Source organism: Gordonia liuliyuniae (genome assembly GCF_021739025.1).
In the GTDB taxonomy this organism is placed as follows: Bacteria; Actinomycetota; Actinomycetes; order Mycobacteriales; family Mycobacteriaceae; genus Gordonia; species Gordonia liuliyuniae.
The window spans coordinates 284,774-301,252 of sequence record NZ_JAKKOT010000005.1 but is presented as its reverse complement, the minus strand read 5'-3'; the positions used below and the strand labels follow the sequence as shown (position 1 = coordinate 301,252).

17 protein-coding genes are annotated in these 16,479 nt (G+C 67.8%); 14 read left to right on the top strand and 3 right to left on the bottom strand.

Annotation, left to right across the window (positions count from 1 at the left end; genetic code table 11):
- Window positions 1-13 precede the first annotated feature (13 nt).
- Window positions 14-607 carry a hypothetical protein gene (locus L5G28_RS12240; RefSeq protein ID WP_237001780.1) on the bottom strand — a complete coding sequence of 198 codons (594 nt, stop codon included), beginning with the start codon at window positions 605-607 and terminating at the stop codon, window positions 14-16.
- Between the two features lie 109 nt (window positions 608-716).
- Here L5G28_RS12240 and L5G28_RS12235 point away from each other — a divergent pair, with 109 nt between their 5' ends.
- Window positions 717-1,523: a siderophore-interacting protein gene (locus tag L5G28_RS12235; protein ID WP_237001779.1), complete on the top strand. Its 807-nt coding sequence runs from the start codon at window positions 717-719 to the stop codon at window positions 1,521-1,523.
- Window positions 1,524-1,575: 52 nt separating this feature from the next.
- Complete coding sequence (locus L5G28_RS12230) at window positions 1,576-2,466, top strand: tyrosine recombinase XerC (RefSeq protein ID WP_237001778.1); 891 nt, start codon at window positions 1,576-1,578, stop codon at window positions 2,464-2,466.
- On the opposite strand, the gene L5G28_RS12225 is transcribed toward L5G28_RS12230, so the two are convergent.
- Window positions 2,414-2,929: a M23 family metallopeptidase gene (locus L5G28_RS12225; RefSeq protein ID WP_237001777.1), complete on the bottom strand. Its 516-nt coding sequence runs from the start codon at window positions 2,927-2,929 to the stop codon at window positions 2,414-2,416. The genes L5G28_RS12230 and L5G28_RS12225 overlap by 53 nt on opposite strands.
- Window positions 2,930-3,356: 427 nt before the next feature.
- On the opposite strand from L5G28_RS12225, the gene rpsB reads away from it, so the two are divergent.
- From rpsB to rlmN, 6 genes are all read left to right on the top strand, one after another.
- The gene (rpsB, locus tag L5G28_RS12220) at window positions 3,357-4,223 is read left to right on the top strand and encodes a 30S ribosomal protein S2 (RefSeq protein WP_237001776.1); all 867 of its coding nucleotides are present in this window, start codon (window positions 3,357-3,359) and stop codon (window positions 4,221-4,223) included.
- A 61-nt stretch (window positions 4,224-4,284) separates the two neighbouring features.
- The gene (gene tsf / locus L5G28_RS12215) at window positions 4,285-5,109 is read left to right on the top strand and encodes a translation elongation factor Ts (RefSeq protein WP_237001775.1); all 825 of its coding nucleotides are present in this window, start codon (window positions 4,285-4,287) and stop codon (window positions 5,107-5,109) included.
- 300 nt (window positions 5,110-5,409) lie between these two features.
- A complete protein-coding gene (gene pyrH, locus L5G28_RS12210; RefSeq protein ID WP_237001774.1) occupies window positions 5,410-6,159 on the top strand; it encodes a UMP kinase in 750 nt (249 codons plus the stop codon).
- A gap of 31 nt (window positions 6,160-6,190) precedes the next feature.
- Complete coding sequence (gene frr / locus L5G28_RS12205) at window positions 6,191-6,748, top strand: ribosome recycling factor (RefSeq protein ID WP_237001773.1); 558 nt, start codon at window positions 6,191-6,193, stop codon at window positions 6,746-6,748.
- Window positions 6,745-7,578 (top strand): phosphatidate cytidylyltransferase, encoded by an 834-nt coding sequence (locus L5G28_RS12200; protein ID WP_237001772.1) that lies wholly within the window; start codon window positions 6,745-6,747, stop codon window positions 7,576-7,578. The genes frr and L5G28_RS12200 overlap by 4 nt, the downstream gene beginning before the upstream one ends.
- A 26-nt stretch (window positions 7,579-7,604) precedes the next feature.
- Window positions 7,605-8,711 carry a dual-specificity RNA methyltransferase RlmN gene (gene rlmN, locus L5G28_RS12195; RefSeq protein WP_237001771.1) on the top strand — a complete coding sequence of 369 codons (1,107 nt, stop codon included), beginning with the start codon at window positions 7,605-7,607 and terminating at the stop codon, window positions 8,709-8,711.
- A gap of 94 nt (window positions 8,712-8,805) precedes the next feature.
- On the opposite strand, the gene L5G28_RS12190 is transcribed toward rlmN, so the two are convergent.
- The gene (locus tag L5G28_RS12190; protein WP_236997440.1) at window positions 8,806-9,069 is read right to left on the bottom strand and encodes a DUF2631 domain-containing protein; all 264 of its coding nucleotides are present in this window, start codon (window positions 9,067-9,069) and stop codon (window positions 8,806-8,808) included.
- 99 nt (window positions 9,070-9,168) lie between these two features.
- On the opposite strand from L5G28_RS12190, the gene dxr reads away from it, so the two are divergent.
- From dxr to L5G28_RS12160, 6 genes are all read left to right on the top strand, one after another.
- Entirely contained in the window at window positions 9,169-10,374 is a 1,206-nt protein-coding gene (dxr, locus tag L5G28_RS12185; RefSeq protein ID WP_236997439.1) for a 1-deoxy-D-xylulose-5-phosphate reductoisomerase, read from the top strand.
- An 18-nt stretch (window positions 10,375-10,392) separates the two neighbouring features.
- The gene (locus L5G28_RS12180) at window positions 10,393-11,601 is read left to right on the top strand and encodes a M50 family metallopeptidase (RefSeq protein WP_237001770.1); all 1,209 of its coding nucleotides are present in this window, start codon (window positions 10,393-10,395) and stop codon (window positions 11,599-11,601) included.
- A gap of 36 nt (window positions 11,602-11,637) precedes the next feature.
- Window positions 11,638-12,807, top strand: coding sequence for a flavodoxin-dependent (E)-4-hydroxy-3-methylbut-2-enyl-diphosphate synthase (ispG, locus tag L5G28_RS12175; RefSeq protein WP_236997437.1), 1,170 nt, complete (start codon window positions 11,638-11,640; stop codon window positions 12,805-12,807).
- Window positions 12,808-12,837: 30 nt separating this feature from the next.
- Complete coding sequence (locus L5G28_RS12170; RefSeq protein ID WP_237001769.1) at window positions 12,838-13,674, top strand: GNAT family N-acetyltransferase; 837 nt, start codon at window positions 12,838-12,840, stop codon at window positions 13,672-13,674.
- A gap of 19 nt (window positions 13,675-13,693) precedes the next feature.
- On the top strand, window positions 13,694-15,499 hold the full coding sequence (locus L5G28_RS12165) for a penicillin-binding transpeptidase domain-containing protein (RefSeq protein WP_237001768.1): 1,806 nt from the start codon (window positions 13,694-13,696) through the stop codon (window positions 15,497-15,499).
- 118 nt (window positions 15,500-15,617) lie between these two features.
- A complete protein-coding gene (locus L5G28_RS12160; RefSeq protein WP_237001767.1) occupies window positions 15,618-16,433 on the top strand; it encodes a hypothetical protein in 816 nt (271 codons plus the stop codon).
- The last annotated feature ends 46 nt before the right edge of the window (window positions 16,434-16,479 follow it).

The window sequence follows — 16,479 nt, the reverse complement described above, 5'->3', positions numbered from 1 at the left end:
GTCACGCGTGGTCTCACTCCACGGTGAACGTCGCGGTCGCCCGCTCGGTAGGCGCGCAGAGCGGCGGACGATCGTCGCGCGCCGCGGCCGGCGGCGTCTCCAGCGCCGCGGTCACCCGGTACTCGCCTGGATCGCCGGTCGGCCACGTCGTCCGCACCAGCGTCCCGCCGCCGTCGATCCGGTGGCTCTCGACCGCTGCCGGATCGGTCGACGTCTGGATGTCGAGGGCGAGCGCTTCGCCGGGCGGCAGCGGGGTGAGGGCGGCCCGGACCGCGTCGATCGACGGCGCGAATGTGGGGACGGGCCGGGACGTCGACGCGACGTCGCCCCCGTCGCGTGTCACCGACGTGACGATCGCGCTGCCGATGCCGTGGGAGGGCAGCGAACACGCCGCATTGGAGTCGTTGTGCACCACCAACATCAGCCGCGGAACGGTCCCGCTGGGACTGCGGTCGGTCGACGAGCGGAGCTCGGTGGTGACCCCGCCGGGTGTGTCCCCGCCAGGTGTGTCCCCGCCGGGTGTGTCCCCGCCGGGCGAACACGCCGTGGCGACCCCGCCGAGTGCGGCCACAGCACACGCGGCAGCGATCACTCGTGCGCGAGTCATCGGCCGTCTCCGGTAGTCATGAATGCAGTTGTACACCCGCTGCCCGGCCGCCCGCTCGGCGACGAATCGGGTACGGTTATTAGGATTACCTAAGAGGGGATGCTGCGTAATGGCGAAGCGACAGAACACGATGACGGTGCTGCGCACCGAAGATCTGACGACGCATATGCGCCGGGTCTGGCTCGGCGGGCCGGGCTTCGACGACTTTCAAGCGACCGATGACACCGACATGTACGTCAAGCTCCAGTTCGCGCAGCCCGACCGGGAGGAACCGGTCCTGCGCACCTACACCGTGAGCACCTACGATCCGACGGCGCGGGAGATCTCGATCGACTTCGTCGTCCACGGCGATGAGGGCATCGCGGGCCCCTGGGCCGCGCACGTGGAGCCGGGGGAGACCATCGGATTCTTCGGCCCCGGCAGCGGATACCGCCCGGACCCGGATGCCCCGTGGCACCTGCTCGTCGCCGACGAGGCCGGGCTGCCCGCGCTCGCGGCTGCCGTCGAAGCTCTGCCCGCCGACGCCGTGGCGAAGGTCTTCGTCGAGGTCGCCGGGCCCGATGACGAACTCGAGCTGAACGGTCCGGCCGGCGCGGAGATCACCTGGGTGCACCGTGGATACGGGTCCGACGATGCGCCCGACGACGTCGCCGGAGACAACGCTCCGATCATCGCGGCCGTCAAGGCGGCCGAGTGGCTCGACGGAGAACCGCAGGTGTTCATCCACGGCGAGGCGCAGGCCGTGATGAAGAACCTCCGTCCGTACATCCGGAAGGAGCGAGGCGTCAGCAAGGCGCGCGCCGGGTCGATCTCCGGCTACTGGCGGCGCGGCCGCACCGAGGACGGCTTCCGCAAGTGGAAAGCCGACCAGCGTGCGGTGAACGACGCCGACGAAGCCGCGTGGTCCAAAGCTTGAGCCCTGCCCGTCTTACCGCTACCGCTGGACCGACTGTCCTACCCTGAACACCATGGCCGACGTCCTGGGCGCATTCGCCGATCACCTGCGCTACGAGAAGGCGCGCAGTGACCACACGGTGCGCGCGTACGTCGGCGACGTGCGAGGCATGATCGCCTTCGCGGGCGCGCGCGGCGTCGAACTCGCCGACATCGATCTCGCACTGCTGCGCGCATGGCTCGCCGAGCACACCCGACGCGGCGCCGCCCGCTCATCGGTCGCCCGCGAGGTGTCGTCGGCGAAGACGTTCTTCGCCTGGGCTCAGCGCGAAGGCCTCGTCGCGACCAATGTCGCCGGACGACTGCAGGCGCCGAAGGCCCACCGCGTCCTGCCGCATGTCCTCGACCCCGAGGCCGCCGCCGAGGCGGTCGACGCCGCGGCGCCCGCCGATCCGGCCGACCCCGTCGCGCTCCGCGATCGGCTGATCGTCGAACTGCTCTACTCATGCGGGATCCGCGTCGGTGAACTGTGCGGGCTCGACCTGGGCGACGTCGATCCCGACCGACGCGTGCTGCGCGTGATCGGCAAAGGCGATAAGCAGCGGTCGGCCCCGTACGGCGGGCCGGCGCAGACAGCGCTCACCGACTGGCTCCGACTGGGCCGTCCGGCGCTGGCGACGGCAACGTCGGGGGACGCGCTGCTCCTCGGAGTCAAGGGCGGCCGCCTCGACCAGCGAATGGCGCGCACCGTCGTGCATCGAGCCACCGACGACGGCAACGGGGGCTCCATCGGCCCGCACGGGTTGCGCCACAGCGCCGCCACCCATCTGCTCGAGGGCGGCGCCGACCTGCGCGTGGTCCAGGAGTTGCTCGGGCATTCGTCGTTGTCGACGACGCAGCTCTATACGCACGTCAGCGTCGAGCGACTGCGAGCGGTCCACGACCAGGCACATCCTCGGGCATGAGCGGCTTCAACCGCACCCGCAGCACCCCGAGAAGCCCGAGCGGATTCAGATACACGGCGTCACGGCCGCTTCCTTGTCGAGCACCCCAGTGCAGGCAGGCCGCCGCCCGACATCCCGCGTGGCCGACGGCGAGCACACCGATCACCTGACCGCGCCCGATATGCTCGCCGCGCCGTACCCGTGCGACGACCGGCTCATACGTCGTCACGATCCCGTCGGCATGTCGGATCGACACTGTCGGCTTCCCGGCGACCACACCCGCGAAGTGCACAGTGCCGGCCCGTGCGGCCAGTACCGGCGCGTCCGGTGCAGCGGCCAGGTCGACGCCGCGATGACCGGGCTGCCATCGCTTCTCCGGCGGGTCGAACGGACGAACGACCGCCGGTCGCGGCGCCAACGGCCAGTCGTAGGAAGTTCGGGGTGCGGCAGTGTGGGGTGCGGACGCAGTTTGGGGTGCGGACATGGCCGTCGCCCCGAACGGAAGCAGGACCGGGACGCATGCAAGAACAAGCACGCACGCAAGGACGAGGACGCACGCGAGGACGCGACAGACGAGTGCACGCGGGCGGACCGATCTCATACAAGGTCAGACGCATCGGCTCCATCGGCGGTTCCGCGACGCGCCGCAGGGCACGATCATCGAACACGATCGCTGGGTGTCGATCGGCGTGATTTTGCTGGTCGTGCCGTATCGGAGTAGTCTTTCCGACGCACCCGGGTATGTCTCGGGTGACTTCGCGCGTCCGCGCGGGCCGTCACCGAAAGTCGACGGTCCACCGGTCGTCCTGCGCAGTCTCGAACCGCGGAATCGGTTGGAGTGCAGGCGATTGCGGGCGCTAGGGTCCGACCCCGGCCTGGGGGAGGACGTCGAACTGCTAGAGAGGACAATCATGGCTGTCGTAACCATGAAGCAGCTGCTGGACAGCGGCGCGCACTTCGGTCACCAGACCCGTCGTTGGAACCCGAAGATGAAGCGTTTCATCTTCACTGACCGCAACGGCATCTACATCATCGACTTGCAGCAGACGCTGTCGTACATCGATCGCGCCTACGAGTTCGTCAAGCAGACCGTCGCCCACGGTGGCACGATCCTGTTCGTCGGCACCAAGAAGCAGGCGCAGGAGTCGATCGCCGCAGAGGCGACCCGCGTCGGCATGCCGTACGTCAACCAGCGTTGGCTCGGTGGCATGCTCACCAACTTCCAGACCGTGCACAAGCGCCTTCAGCGTATGAAGGAGCTCGAGGCCATGGAGCAGACCGGTGGCTTCGAGGGTCGCACCAAGAAGGAAATCCTCATGCTCACGCGTGAGAAGAACAAGCTCGTCCGCACCCTCGGTGGTATCCGCGACATGGCCAAGGTGCCCTCGGCCGTGTGGGTCGTCGACACCAACAAAGAGCACATCGCCGTCGGTGAGGCCCGCAAGCTGAACATCCCGGTCATCGCGATCCTGGACACCAACTGTGACCCCGACGTCGTCGACTACCCGATCCCGGCCAACGACGACGCGATCCGCAGCGCAGCGCTGCTGACCCGCGTGATCGCTTCGGCCGTCGCCGAGGGCGTTCAGGCGCGCGCCGGCCAGGGTTCGAGCGATGCGAAGCCGGAAGCGGCTGCAGAACCGCTCGCCGAGTGGGAGCAGGAACTGCTCACCGAGGCGTCCGCGCCGACCGAGGCTGCAGCGGCTGAGGCTGTCGCGACCGAGCCTCCGGCGACCGAAGCTCCGGCTGAGGCTCCGGCCACTCCGGCCGCAGAATAGATCTCTGCGACACCGGACGACTCGTCACACCGAAGAATCCTAAGAAGGAGGATCGCCTCACATGGCGAACTACACCGCAGCGGACGTGAAGCGTCTGCGCGAAATGACCGGTTCGGGCATGCTCGACTGCAAGAACGCGCTGGCCAACAACGACGGTGACTTCGACAAGGCCGTCGAAGAGCTGCGCATCAAGGGCGCCAAGGACGTGGGCAAGCGTGCGGAGCGCTCCACGGCCGAGGGTCTCGTCGCCGCTCGTGACGGCGTCATGGTCGAGCTGAACAGCGAGACCGACTTCGTCGCCAAGAACGACGAGTTCCAGAAGCTCGCCGATGACATCCTGACCGCAGCCGTCGAGCTGCGCACCAATGATGTCGCCGAACTGTCGGCTGCCAAGCTCGGCGACGGTACCGTCGCCGAGGCCGTCGAGGCGCTCTCGGCCAAGATCGGCGAGAAGCTGGTTCTGCAGCGCGTCGCAGCGTACGACGGCCCCGTCGCCGTCTACCTGCACAAGCGTGCGTCGGACCTGCCGCCCGCCGTCGGCGTCCTGGTCTCGTACACGGGCGAAGGCGACGCCGCTGCGGAGGCCGCTCGCGGCACCGCGATGCAGGTCGCAGCGCTCAAGGCCAAGTACGCGAGCCGTGACGAGGTCCCCGCGGACGTCGTCGAGAACGAGCGTCGTATCGCCGAAGAGACCGCGAAGGCTGAAGGCAAGCCGGAGCAGGCTCTGCCGAAGATCGTCGAAGGTCGCGTCAACGGCTTCTACAAGGACGTCGTCCTCGTGGACCAGCCGTCGGTCACCGACTCGAAGAAGACCGTGAAGGCGATCCTCGACGAGGCGGGCGCCGCCGTCGTCGCGTTCTCGCGCTTCGAGGTCGGCCAGGCCTGATCGAGCCGCCGACTCACCAGAGTCGAACGAAAGGTCCGGTGCCCACGACGGGTGCCGGACCTTTTCGTCGTTCGCATGCGCGGCGGCGGCCCCTCGTGGCGCCAGGCTCGGCCAGGATCGAGACCGTGCCGGGTCCCGCGGCCAGTCGTTCCACGATGCGGCGTCTGGTGGCGTCGCCGGTTCTGACACGCGTTCAGCATCCAGTCGGCGTCTGCGGAGACCGTTCTTCTAAGATGAATGAGATCTGTCTCGGGGCGTCGACTGCTGCCGAGGCGACGATGTCGAGGTGGAAGAGGATCGATGACTGCTCAGTCTCCGGCCGGTCAGCGGAACGGTGGTTACCGGCGAGTCATGCTCAAGCTCGGAGGGGAGATGTTCGGCGGCGGCGAGGTGGGCCTGGACCCCGACGTGGTCGGTGCGGTCGCCGACCAGATCGTCGAGGTCGTCAACTCGGGCGTCCAGGTCGGCATCGTGATCGGCGGCGGCAACTTCTTCCGCGGGGCCGAACTGCAGCAGCGTGGACTCGACCGTGCCCGCTCGGACTACATGGGCATGCTTGGCACGGTCATGAACTGTCTTGCGCTGCAAGACTTTTTGGAGAAGCGCGGGGTCACCACACGTGTTCAGACGGCCATCACGATGGGGCAGGTGGCCGAGCCGTATCTGCCGTTGCGGGCGGTGCGTCACTTGGAGAAGGGTCGCGTGGTGATCTTCGGTGCGGGCATGGGGATGCCGTACTTCTCCACCGACACGACAGCCGCTCAACGCGCACTGGAGATCAAGGCCGAGGCCGTCCTGATGGCGAAGGGCGTCGACGGCGTCTACTCCGACGACCCGCGCACCAACCCGGACGCCGAACTCTTCCGTTCGATCACTCACCGCGAGGTGATCGAGAAGGAGTTGAAGGTGGCCGATGCGACGGCGTTCAGTCTCTGCATGGACAACAACATGCCGATTCTCGTGTTCAACCTGCTCGAACGAGGCAATATCGCACGTGCGGTCGCGGGCGAGTCGATCGGGACCCTGGTCAGCACCGAATCGGCCGACTAGAAACGCTTCTTAACAAGATAAGGACATCGACATGATCGACGAAGCTCTGCTCGACGCCGAGGAGAAGATGGAGAAGGCCGTCAACGTCGCACGCGACGACATGGCCTCCATCCGCACCGGCCGCGCCAACCCGGCGATGTTCAACCGGATCGTCATCGACTACTACGGGTCGATGACGCCGATCACCCAGGTCGCGGGCATCAACACGCCGGAACCCCGACTGGTCGTCATCAAGCCGTACGAGCCGTCGACGATGCGTGACATCGAGACCGCGATCCGCAACTCCGACCTCGGGGTCAATCCGACCAACGACGGCAACGTCATCCGGGTCGCGATCCCACAGCTCACCGAGGAGCGTCGTAAGGACCTCGTGAAGCAGGCGCGCGGCAAAGGCGAGGACGCGAAGGTCTCGATCCGCAGCGTGCGACGCAAGGCGGCCGACGAGCTCAAGCGCATCCAGAAGGACGGCGAAGCAGGCGAAGACGAGGTGTCGCGCGCCGAGAAGGAACTCGACAAGACCACCCACTCGTACACCGATGTCGTCGACGAGCTGGTGAAGAACAAGGAAGTCGAGCTTCTCGAGGTATGACGACCCCGTCGACGTCCAAGGCCGGACGTAACCTCCCCGCTGCCATCGGGGTCGGCGTCGGCCTGGGCGCCTTGCTCATCGCGGTCCTGACGCTGGTGCCGATGGCCTGGTACGGCATCGTCTCGGTCGCCTTGGGCATCGCGACGTGGGAGGTCTGCAAGCGGCTCCACGCCGGCGGCTTCGGGGTGCCGGTCTGGCCGCTCCTCGTGGGTGGGCAGGCCACCATCTGGGTCTCGTGGCCATGGGGGATCGAAGCGTCGTTCGTGGCGTTCGCCGCCACCGTCCTGGTGCTGATGGTGTGGAAGCTGTTCGCGCAGGGCCTCGCGAACGCTCCGCAGGACTACGTTCGGGACGTCTCGATGTCGATCCTGGTGCTGGCGTGGTTGCCGATGCTCGCGACGTTCGGCGCCGAGATGGTGGCGCAGAGCGAGGGGCGCTACCGGGTGTTGACGCTCGTGATCGTCGTGGTCTGTTCCGATGTGGGCGGTTACGCGGCGGGCGTCCTGTTCGGCAAGCACCCGATGGCTCCGGCGATCAGCCCGAAGAAGTCGTGGGAGGGTTTCGCCGGATCGTTCGTCGTCGGCACCGTCGGCGCCGTGCTGTGCTCGCTGTTCCTCCTCGACACCGATTGGTGGGTCGGGATGGCACTCGGTCCGCTCATGGTGATCGTCGCGACCACCGGTGACCTCGTCGAGTCGCAGTTCAAACGCGACCTCGGGATCAAGGACATGGGCTCGTTGCTGCCCGGCCACGGCGGAATCATGGACCGGCTGGACTCGCTGCTTCCGTCAGCGCTGGTCACCTGGGCGGTGCTCACCGTTCTTCTGTGAGGTGTCGGCCGTGAGAGAATGGACGCATGACGTCTCTGCCACTGGTCTTCGACGCGCCTAAACGCGGTCGTCCACCCACGCATTTCGCCGATCTCGACGAGGCCGGGCGGATCAAGGCGGTCGCCGACCTCGGACTCCCGAAGTTCCGCGCCAACCAGTTGGCCAAACAGTATTACGGCCGGTTGACCGGCGACGTCGCCGAGATGACCGACCTGCCCGCAGGTCGGCGCGACGAGGTCGGTGAGGCGCTGTTCCCGACGCTGATGACGCCGGTGCGGCACGAGGCCGTCGACGACGGGTCCACCCGCAAGACCCTGTGGCGTCTGCACGACGGAACGCTCCTCGAGTCGGTCCTCATGCGATACACCGATCGAAACACCCTGTGCATCTCGTCGCAGGCGGGCTGCGGCATGGCCTGCCCGTTCTGCGCGACCGGGCAGGGCGGGCTCGACCGGAATCTGTCGACCGCCGAGATCGTCGACCAGGTACGCGCGGCGTCACGCGCCGTGCGCGACGGCGACATGGGCGAGCCGAGCAGACTGTCGAACGTCGTGTTCATGGGGATGGGCGAGCCGCTCGCGAACTACAAACGAGTCGTCGACGCCGTCCGCAAGATCACCGCGCCCGCCCCGGACGGATTCGGCATCTCGGCGCGGCACGTCACCGTGTCGACCGTCGGTCTGGCCCCGGCGATCCGCCGTCTCGCCGACGAGGGCCTCGCGGTGACGCTCGCCGTCTCCCTGCACACGCCCGACGACGAACTGCGGGACACCCTCGTACCGGTGAACAACCGATGGTCGGTGTCCGAGGTACTCGACGCCGCCCGCTACTACGCCGACCAGACGGGCCGACGGGTGTCGATCGAATACGCGCTGATCCGCGACGTCAACGACCAGCCGTGGCGAGCCGATCTGCTCGGCGAGAAGCTGCGCCACAAGCTCGGCGGACTCGCGCACGTCAACGTCATCCCGCTCAATCCGACGCCGGGTTCGGAGTGGGATGCCAGTCCGAAACCCGTCGAAGCCGAGTTCGTGCGGCGAGTTCGTGAGCAGGGGATCTCGTGCACGGTCCGCGACACTCGCGGGCAGGAGATCGCCGCGGCGTGCGGACAGCTGGCCGCCGAAGAACGTTAGCGCCGATCCACGGTAGCGCCGATCCATCGCACGAGTAGGGCCGGTCACCTGTGGTGACCGGCCCTACTCGCGTGAAGCCTTGCTGAGTGTGTCGCTAGCGTCGCCACGCGCCCTTGCGGGGGATCATCTTGTAGCCTGCGAAGCCGATCAGGCCGACGGCGAACACGATGAGGTAGATGTCCTCGACGTGTCCGACGTGGTTGCCGACCAGCATGGCCAGGCAGATCAGGCCCGAGACGAACGCGGCGATCGCGTAGGTACGGGGCGCGGTGCCGCTCCAGCCGAAGCGGGCCGACGGCGCGTCTGCGGGTTCGCGGACCCAGCCGGTATCGATCTGTTCGACCTCAGTGCTCGCCACGTCCACTCCTTATGACAGCCGGTAGTAGTTCGGGCTACAGCATAGCCTGACGCCCTGCGTCCGCGTGCACGTGGTGGACCGTGGCGCGAGTGCGCCACAATGGCTCTCGTGAGGACACGCGTATTGATTCTCGGTTCGACGGGATCCATCGGCACCCAAGCGCTCGAGGTGATCGCCGAGCACCCCGACCGGTTCGAGGCGGTCGGTCTCGGTGCGGGCGGCGGCAACCTGGATCTGCTGCAGCAGCAGGTGGCCGCGACGGGTCTCGCGCCCTCGCAGGTGGCGGTGGCCGACGACGACGCGGCAGCGGCGTTGTCCGACCGCATCGGCGGTGTGTCGGCCGGTGGTGGCGGCTCGTCCGGTGGTGGTGTGCTGGCGGGTGATGGAGCGATGGTCCGGCTGGTCGAGTCGGTGGAGGCCGACGTCGTGCTGAACGGCGTGGTCGGCGCGATCGGCCTGGGCCCGAGTCTCGCGGCGCTGCGGTCCGGTGCCCGGCTCGCCCTGGCCAACAAGGAGTCCCTCGTCGCGGGCGGGTCCCTCGTCCTCGACGCGGCGGCCCCCGGACAGATCGTGCCCGTCGACTCCGAGCACTCGGCCATCGCTCAGTGCCTGCGCGGCGGAACCGCCGACGAGGTCGATCGGCTCGTGCTCACCGCGTCCGGCGGGCCGTTCCGCGGCTGGACTGCCGAGCAGGTCCGCGACGTGACGCCCGAACAGGCCGGAAAGCATCCGACCTGGTCGATGGGGCCGATGATCACCCTCAACTCGGCGACATTGGTCAACAAGGCACTCGAGGTCGTCGAAGCACATCTGCTGTTCGACGTGCCCTACGACCGGATCGACGTGACCGTGCACCCCCAGTCGATCGTCCACTCGATGGTGACGTTCGTCGACGGCGCGACCATCGCGAAAGCGTCCCCGCCCAGCATGAAGCTTCCGATCGCGCTCGCGCTCGGTTGGCCCGACCGCGTTCCCGGGTCGTCGGCGGCATGCGACTGGACCCAGTCCGCGACATGGACGTTCGAGCCGGTGAACGATGACGTCTTCCCCGCGATCGCGCTCGTGCGGGAAGCCGGAAGGATCGGCGGCAGCCTCACCGCAGTGTTCAACGCCGCCAACGAGGTCGCCGCCGAAGGATTCTTCGCGGGCGCGCTCTCGTTCCCGGCGATCGTCGGGACGATCGCCGACGTGCTCGCCGCCGCCGATCAGTGGTCGGGCGAGCCGGGTACGCTGGACGAGGTTCTGGCAGCAGACCGGTGGGCGCGTGAACGCGCAGCAGCCCTGGTCGCTGCCGCCTCGAAGTGATGTGAGCGGAGTCGGCAGTTGAGTTACGTCCTGGGCATCGTGCTGTTCGCAGCAGCCCTGCTGATCTCGATCGCCTGGCACGAGCTCGGGCACCATCTGGCGGCGAAGGCCACCGGAATGAAGGTTCGGCGCTTCTTCGTCGGTTTCGGCCCGACCCTGTGGTCCGCGCGCATCGGCGAGACCGAGTACGGGTTCAAAGCGATCCCGCTGGGCGGATTCTGCGACATCGCGGGCATGACGCCTCACGACGAGCTGTCGGTCACCGAACGCGGCCGGGCGATGTACGAGCAGAAGACGTGGAAGCGGCTCGTCGTCATGATCGCCGGACCGGTACAGAACTTCATCCTCGGCTTCATCTTGATCGTCGTCCTCGCTCTCGGGTGGGGTCTGCCGATCCTCGGCGACCAGCCGGTGCACGCGACGCAGATCTCGTGTGTGTCGCCGACCACCGATGCGAAGGGCAATCCTGATCCGTGCACCGGCCCGGCTCCGGCCGCGGACGCCGGACTCCGCGTCGGCGATCAGATCCTCGCCGTGAACGGATCGGGGGTGTCAAGTTCGTCCGACCTGGTCGATAAGGTGCGGGACTCGAAGTCGGCCGCGACGCTCACCATCGACCGGGACGGTCACACGATGGACCTCACGATCCCGGTCAAGCAAGTGCAGCGGATGGCGGAGAAGGACGACGGGACGCTCGTCCCGGTGACCGTGCCCGCGATCGGAGTGAGTCTCGACCGCGTCCTCGTGCAGCACTACGACTGGGGATCGGTGTGGGGCGGCGCCGTCTCGTTCACCGGCGACATCTTCGAGCAGACCTACCGGGCGCTCATCTCGTTGCCGTCGAAGATCGACGACCTGTGGACGGCGGTGACCGGTGGGGAGCGCGGCGACGACACCCCGGTCAGCGTGGTCGGCGCGTCGAGGCTCGGCGGTGAAGCGGTCGACCGCGGCTACTGGGACATGTTCCTGGGGTTGCTGCTGAGCATCAACTTCTTCCTCGGGGCATTCAATCTCGTGCCGCTGCTGCCGCTCGACGGCGGTCACATGATCATCGCGATCTACGAGAAGTTCAGGAACCTGGTCCGCCGGCTGTTCGGCAGACCCGACGGCGCGCCCGTCGACTACTACAAACTGCTGCCGTTGACCTATGCGGTCGTCGCGGTGATGGGAGTGTTCATGGTGTTGACCGTGACGGCCGACATCATCAACCCGATCCGCATCTTCTGACCGGTAGTCTGGCCAATGACTATAGGAGTGATGTCGATGACCGAATCGTCCGGACCGCTGGCCGTAGGCCTCGGGATGCCGGCAGGGCCGCCACCCGTGCTCGCGGCGCGCCGGAAGACCCGTCAGATCCAGGTCGGATCCGTCGGAGTCGGCAGTGACCACCCGATCTCGGTGCAGTCGATGTGCACCACCAAGACGCACGACGTGAACGCGACGCTGCAGCAGATCGCGGAGTTGACCGCTTCGGGCTGTGACATCGTCCGCGTCGCGTGCCCGCGCCAGGAAGACGCGGACGCCCTCGCGACGATCGCCAAAAAGTCGAAGATCCCGGTGATCGCCGACATCCACTTCCAGCCGAAGTACATCTTCGCCGCGATCGACGCGGGCTGCGCCGCGGTCCGCGTCAACCCCGGCAACATCAAGGAGTTCGACGGGCGCGTCAAAGAGGTCGCGAAGGCCGCGGGCGATGCGGGCATCCCGATCAGGATCGGCGTCAACGCAGGCTCGCTCGATCCGCGCCTGCTCAAGAAGTACGGGAAGGCCACCCCCGAAGCGCTCGTCGAATCCGCGCTCTGGGAGGCCGGGCTGTTCGAGGAGCACGGATTCGGCGACATCAAGATCTCGGTGAAGCACAACGACCCGGTGATCATGGTCGAGGCGTACCGGCAGCTTGCCGCGCAGAGCGATTATCCGCTGCATCTCGGCGTCACCGAGGCGGGGCCGGCATTCCAAGGCACCGTCAAGTCGGCTGTCGCGTTCGGCGCGCTGCTGTCCGAGGGGATCGGCGACACCATCCGCGTCTCGCTGTCGGCGCCGCCTGCCGAGGAGATCAAGGTCGGCGACGCGATCCTGCAGTCGCTCAACCTGCGTCCCCGCAAACTGGAGATCGTCTCATGCCCGTCGTGCGGGCGCGCGCAGGTGGACGTCTACAAGCTCGCCAACGAGGTCAGTGCCGGACTTGAAGGCATGGAGGTCCCGCTGCGTGTGGCCGTCATGGGATGCGTGGTCAACGGGCCGGGCGAAGCTCGTGAAGCCGACCTCGGTGTCGCGTCGGGCAACGGCAAGGGCCAGATCTTCATCAAGGGCGAGGTCGTCAAGACCGTCCCCGAGGCCCAGATCGTCGAGACGCTGATCGCCGAAGCGCTGCGTATCGCCGAGGAGTCAGAGGAGACTGGTAGCGGGACACCCACCGTGTCCGTGAGTTGATGTCACCGACCTGACCATCGGAGGTGCGAGGTGCTTCGTCTGCTCGGCGGTCGCCCGCTCGGGGCGCGAGACGCGCAAGCGGTGATGCATGCCCTGGAAGCGAATCCGGTCGCGGCGTGCATGGTGGCCGCGCGCGTCGAAGCGTATGGCATGGCGCCCCGCCTGCTCGGCGGTGAGATGTGGAGTGCGTCGGTCCCCGAGGAGTCGTTGTGCTTCTCCGGCGCGAACCTGATGCCGCTCGCCGGCGACGCCAACGACCTCGACTACTTCGCCGACCGTGTGTTGGCGGCGCCGCGCATGTGTACGTCGCTGGTCGGCGACACGGAACTCGCTCTCGGGTTGTGGAGCCGGGTGGAACCCGAGTGGGGGAGCCCGCGTGAAGTCCGATCCGAGCAGCCGTTGCTCGCCCTGCAGGGAGCGCCGTCGATCGAGCCGGACCCGCATGTCCGACTCGTGCGGGAGAGCGACCTGGACATCTACTTTCCCGCAGCCGTCGAGATGTTCCGCGGCGAAGTGGGTGTCGACCCGTGTGCGGGCGACGGCGGCCAGTCGTACCGTCGGCGTCTGGCGGCGTTGATCGCGGCGCGGCGCGTGTTCGCCCGGTTCGAGGACGGCCGGGTGGTCTTCAAAGCGGAGATCGGCTCCATGTCGCGCCGCGTCGGACAGATCCAGGGTGTGTGGGTCGATCCCGCGGCACGCGGCCGAGGGCTCGGTGCGTCAGGGACGGCGGCCGTCGCGTCGGCGATAGCCCGCCAGGGACGGACAGCCAGCTTGTACGTCAACAACTTCAACTCCGCTGCTCGAGCCGTCTATCGCACGGTCGGTTTCACGCAGGTCGGGACGTTCGCCACGGTTCTCGTCGACTGACCCGATAGTCTCATCCACGATGATTCTCCGACGGTCCCTCGCGGTCTTGTGCGCCCTTGTTCTCGTGGTGACCGCTGCGGCGTGCACATCCGACGACGACGGGCCGCGATCGGCGGCCGACGCGTTCGTCGGAGCCTTCGCCGACCACGACGTCGACGGCGCGGCGGCGCAGACCACGATGCCCGACCGGGCCCGCTCTGTGTTGGCCGCAGCCTGGGACGGGCTGGCAGCCGAATCGTTGTCGGCACGGACCGGCCGTGTCCGCCTCGACCAGGACGTCGCCGACGTCGATGTCACCTACGCGTGGACGCTGCCGGGCGGACGGACCTGGGAGTACGACGCCACGCTGCCGCTGGGTCGCAGCGACACCGGATGGACGGTCCGGTGGTCGTCGACCGCCGTCCACCCGCATCTCGGTGCCGACCAACGACTGGTCCTCGGTGACCTGAGCCCGCCGCGCGCGGCCGTCAACGAGTCCGACGGGTCCGAGGTGATGGTCAACGGTACCGTCACGTCGGTGTCGTTCGACGGTCACGCTGCGGTCGACGGTGGAGACGTCATCGGTTCGGCCACCCGGCTGGTCCAGGTGATGGGGCCGCTCGTTCCCGGACTGTCCGTTCAGCGGATCGCCGAGCAGGCGACGGCGTCGGACGACCCGCTGCCCGTCGGGGTGCTGCCCGCGGGCGACGTTGAGCGGCTCCGCCCGGAACTCGACCTTCCGGGGATCGTGCTGAGCGAACGGTCGGTGCTGCAGCCACGTGATCGGAACTTCGCGTCCGCGGTCCTCACGCGTGTCGCGAACGCGGTGGGTGGCGATGTCGTCGGAAAGCCCGGATGGCAGGTGGCTGTGGTGAATCCGAACGGTGTCGTCGCCGATGTCGTGCACCACGAGCAGAGCGTCCCGGCGCCCGCGGTGTCGTTGTCGCTGTCGCGGTCCGTGCAGGACGCAGCGCAGCGTGCGGTCAATTCGGTGCAGGGACGTCAGGCGATGACCGTCGCGATCCAAGCGTCCACCGGGAAGATCCTCGCGATCGCGCAGAACGGCGATGCCGATCGGATCGGGCTGCCGGCCACCGCGGGACAGTATCCGCCGGGTTCGACGTTCAAGATGGTGACGTCGGCGGCGGCGATGAATGCCGAGCTGTCGGCGCCGGACGCAATGGTGGCGTGCCCGGGCGAGACCACGATCGGCGACCGCACGATCCCCAACTACGACGGTTTCGCCCTCGGCCAGGTGACGTTGCGGCAGGCGTTCGCGGCGTCGTGCAACACGACCTTCGCCCAGCTCGCGTCGCGGATGGGGCCGTCCGATCTCGCGCACGCCGCGGCCGCGATGGGGCTCGGAGCCGACTACGACATCGCGGGCATCGAGTCGGCGTCCGGGTCGGTGCCGATCGAGCCGGAGCTCGTGCAGCGCAGCGAAGACGGTTTCGGGCAGGGCAAGGTGCTCGCCAGCCCGCTCGGCATGGCCCTGGTCGCCGCGACCGCGGCCACCGGCACACTGCCGGTGCCGACGTTGATCAACGGTCGCGAGACGACGGTCGACGGCCCGAAGGTCACGCTGGACAGCGACGTATACGCCCGGCTGCGGCCGATGATGCGGGCGGTGGTCACCGACGGCACGGCATCGGCGATCGCGGGACAAGGCGAGGTGTTCGGCAAGACCGGTGAGGCCGAAGTGGCAGGCGGATCACACGCGTGGTTCGCCGGGTACCGCGGCGACATCGCGTTCGCGACGCTGATCGTCCTCGGCGGCGGCTCCGACGCAGCCGTCGGCATCACCCGCGACTTCCTCGCCGGGATCCCCGCCGACTTCCGGCCGTGAGGGTGAGGATTCGATCCGTTCGGTCGTTCAAATGACTCATTATGTTCGAACCCGGTGACCCGGGCAACTACGCCGTGACATGCTCATATGACCTTCATCACGAAAGGCGGTATCGGTCATGAGCGGTCCCACCCCTCATCCGCAAGACCCGAACCAGCAGTACTCACCACCCGGAACACCCCAGGCCCCGACTCCCCAGCAGGCTCCGACTCCCCAGCAGGCTCAACCGCACGGGGCGCCACCACAAGCGGCCCCGACACCCCAGGCCCCGCTGCCACACGATCCGCCGCAACAGAACCCATCGCCGCAACACGGTCCGCCCCAGCAGTACGCCCCGCCGCACGCGCACTACGGGAGCCAGACTCCGTACGGTGCACCCCGGCAACCCGGGCAAGACCCGCACCAGGGGCACGCCCAGCAGGCCCCAGCGGGAGGGGCTGCCAGCTTCGGTGAGTTCGGCAAGAAGTACACCGACCTCGCGAAGGCCAACACCACGGTGACCCCGAAGCTCGTTCCGTACCTGTGGGCCATGGTGATCGTGGCGCTGGTCGTCATCGTGTCGGCGTTCCTGCCGTGGGTGTCGATCAGCGGCGAGTTGGTCTCCGGCACGGTGTCCGGGACAGAGGGCGGCGGCGACGGCGTGTACACGCTGATCCTCGCACTGATCGCGGGCGTGGTGGCCGCCGCGACAATCTTCCTCACGGCCAGACAACAGTTGCTGCCACGCGCCGCGGGCATCGTGGCGACCGTTGTCGGCGTCATCGTCACCCTGGTCGCGATCATCGACATCTCCGACGTCGGCGACACTCAGGAGACGGGTTTCGGATTCATGGTGGATTTCTCGGTCGGATTCGGACTCTGGCTGACTCTCGTCGGCGGGCTGGCGTTCCTCGCGCTCGGGATCGCCACTCTCGTCGTCCACAAACGGGCCTGACGGGGAAGCACCGGCCGGGTCACCTGACGGGATTCACCAGTGGCAA

Bases quoted from the DNA above. Each gene is read 5' to 3' on its own strand.
- L5G28_RS12240 (WP_237001780.1), bottom strand. From the start codon at position 607: ATGACTCGCGCACGAGTGATCGCTGCCGCGTGTGCTGTGGCCGCACTC.
- L5G28_RS12235 (WP_237001779.1), top strand. From the start codon at position 717: ATGGCGAAGCGACAGAACACGATGACGGTGCTGCGCACCGAAGATCTG.
- L5G28_RS12230 (WP_237001778.1), top strand. From the start codon at position 1,576: ATGGCCGACGTCCTGGGCGCATTCGCCGATCACCTGCGCTACGAGAAG.
- L5G28_RS12225 (WP_237001777.1), bottom strand. From the start codon at position 2,929: ATGTCCGCACCCCAAACTGCGTCCGCACCCCACACTGCCGCACCCCGA.
- rpsB (WP_237001776.1), top strand. From the start codon at position 3,357: ATGGCTGTCGTAACCATGAAGCAGCTGCTGGACAGCGGCGCGCACTTC.
- tsf (WP_237001775.1), top strand. From the start codon at position 4,285: ATGGCGAACTACACCGCAGCGGACGTGAAGCGTCTGCGCGAAATGACC.
- pyrH (WP_237001774.1), top strand. From the start codon at position 5,410: ATGACTGCTCAGTCTCCGGCCGGTCAGCGGAACGGTGGTTACCGGCGA.
- frr (WP_237001773.1), top strand. From the start codon at position 6,191: ATGATCGACGAAGCTCTGCTCGACGCCGAGGAGAAGATGGAGAAGGCC.
- L5G28_RS12200 (WP_237001772.1), top strand. From the start codon at position 6,745: ATGACGACCCCGTCGACGTCCAAGGCCGGACGTAACCTCCCCGCTGCC.
- rlmN (WP_237001771.1), top strand. From the start codon at position 7,605: ATGACGTCTCTGCCACTGGTCTTCGACGCGCCTAAACGCGGTCGTCCA.
- dxr (WP_236997439.1), top strand. From the start codon at position 9,169: ATGGCTCTCGTGAGGACACGCGTATTGATTCTCGGTTCGACGGGATCC.
- ispG (WP_236997437.1), top strand. From the start codon at position 11,638: ATGACCGAATCGTCCGGACCGCTGGCCGTAGGCCTCGGGATGCCGGCA.
- L5G28_RS12165 (WP_237001768.1), top strand. From the start codon at position 13,694: ATGATTCTCCGACGGTCCCTCGCGGTCTTGTGCGCCCTTGTTCTCGTG.
- L5G28_RS12160 (WP_237001767.1), top strand. From the start codon at position 15,618: ATGAGCGGTCCCACCCCTCATCCGCAAGACCCGAACCAGCAGTACTCA.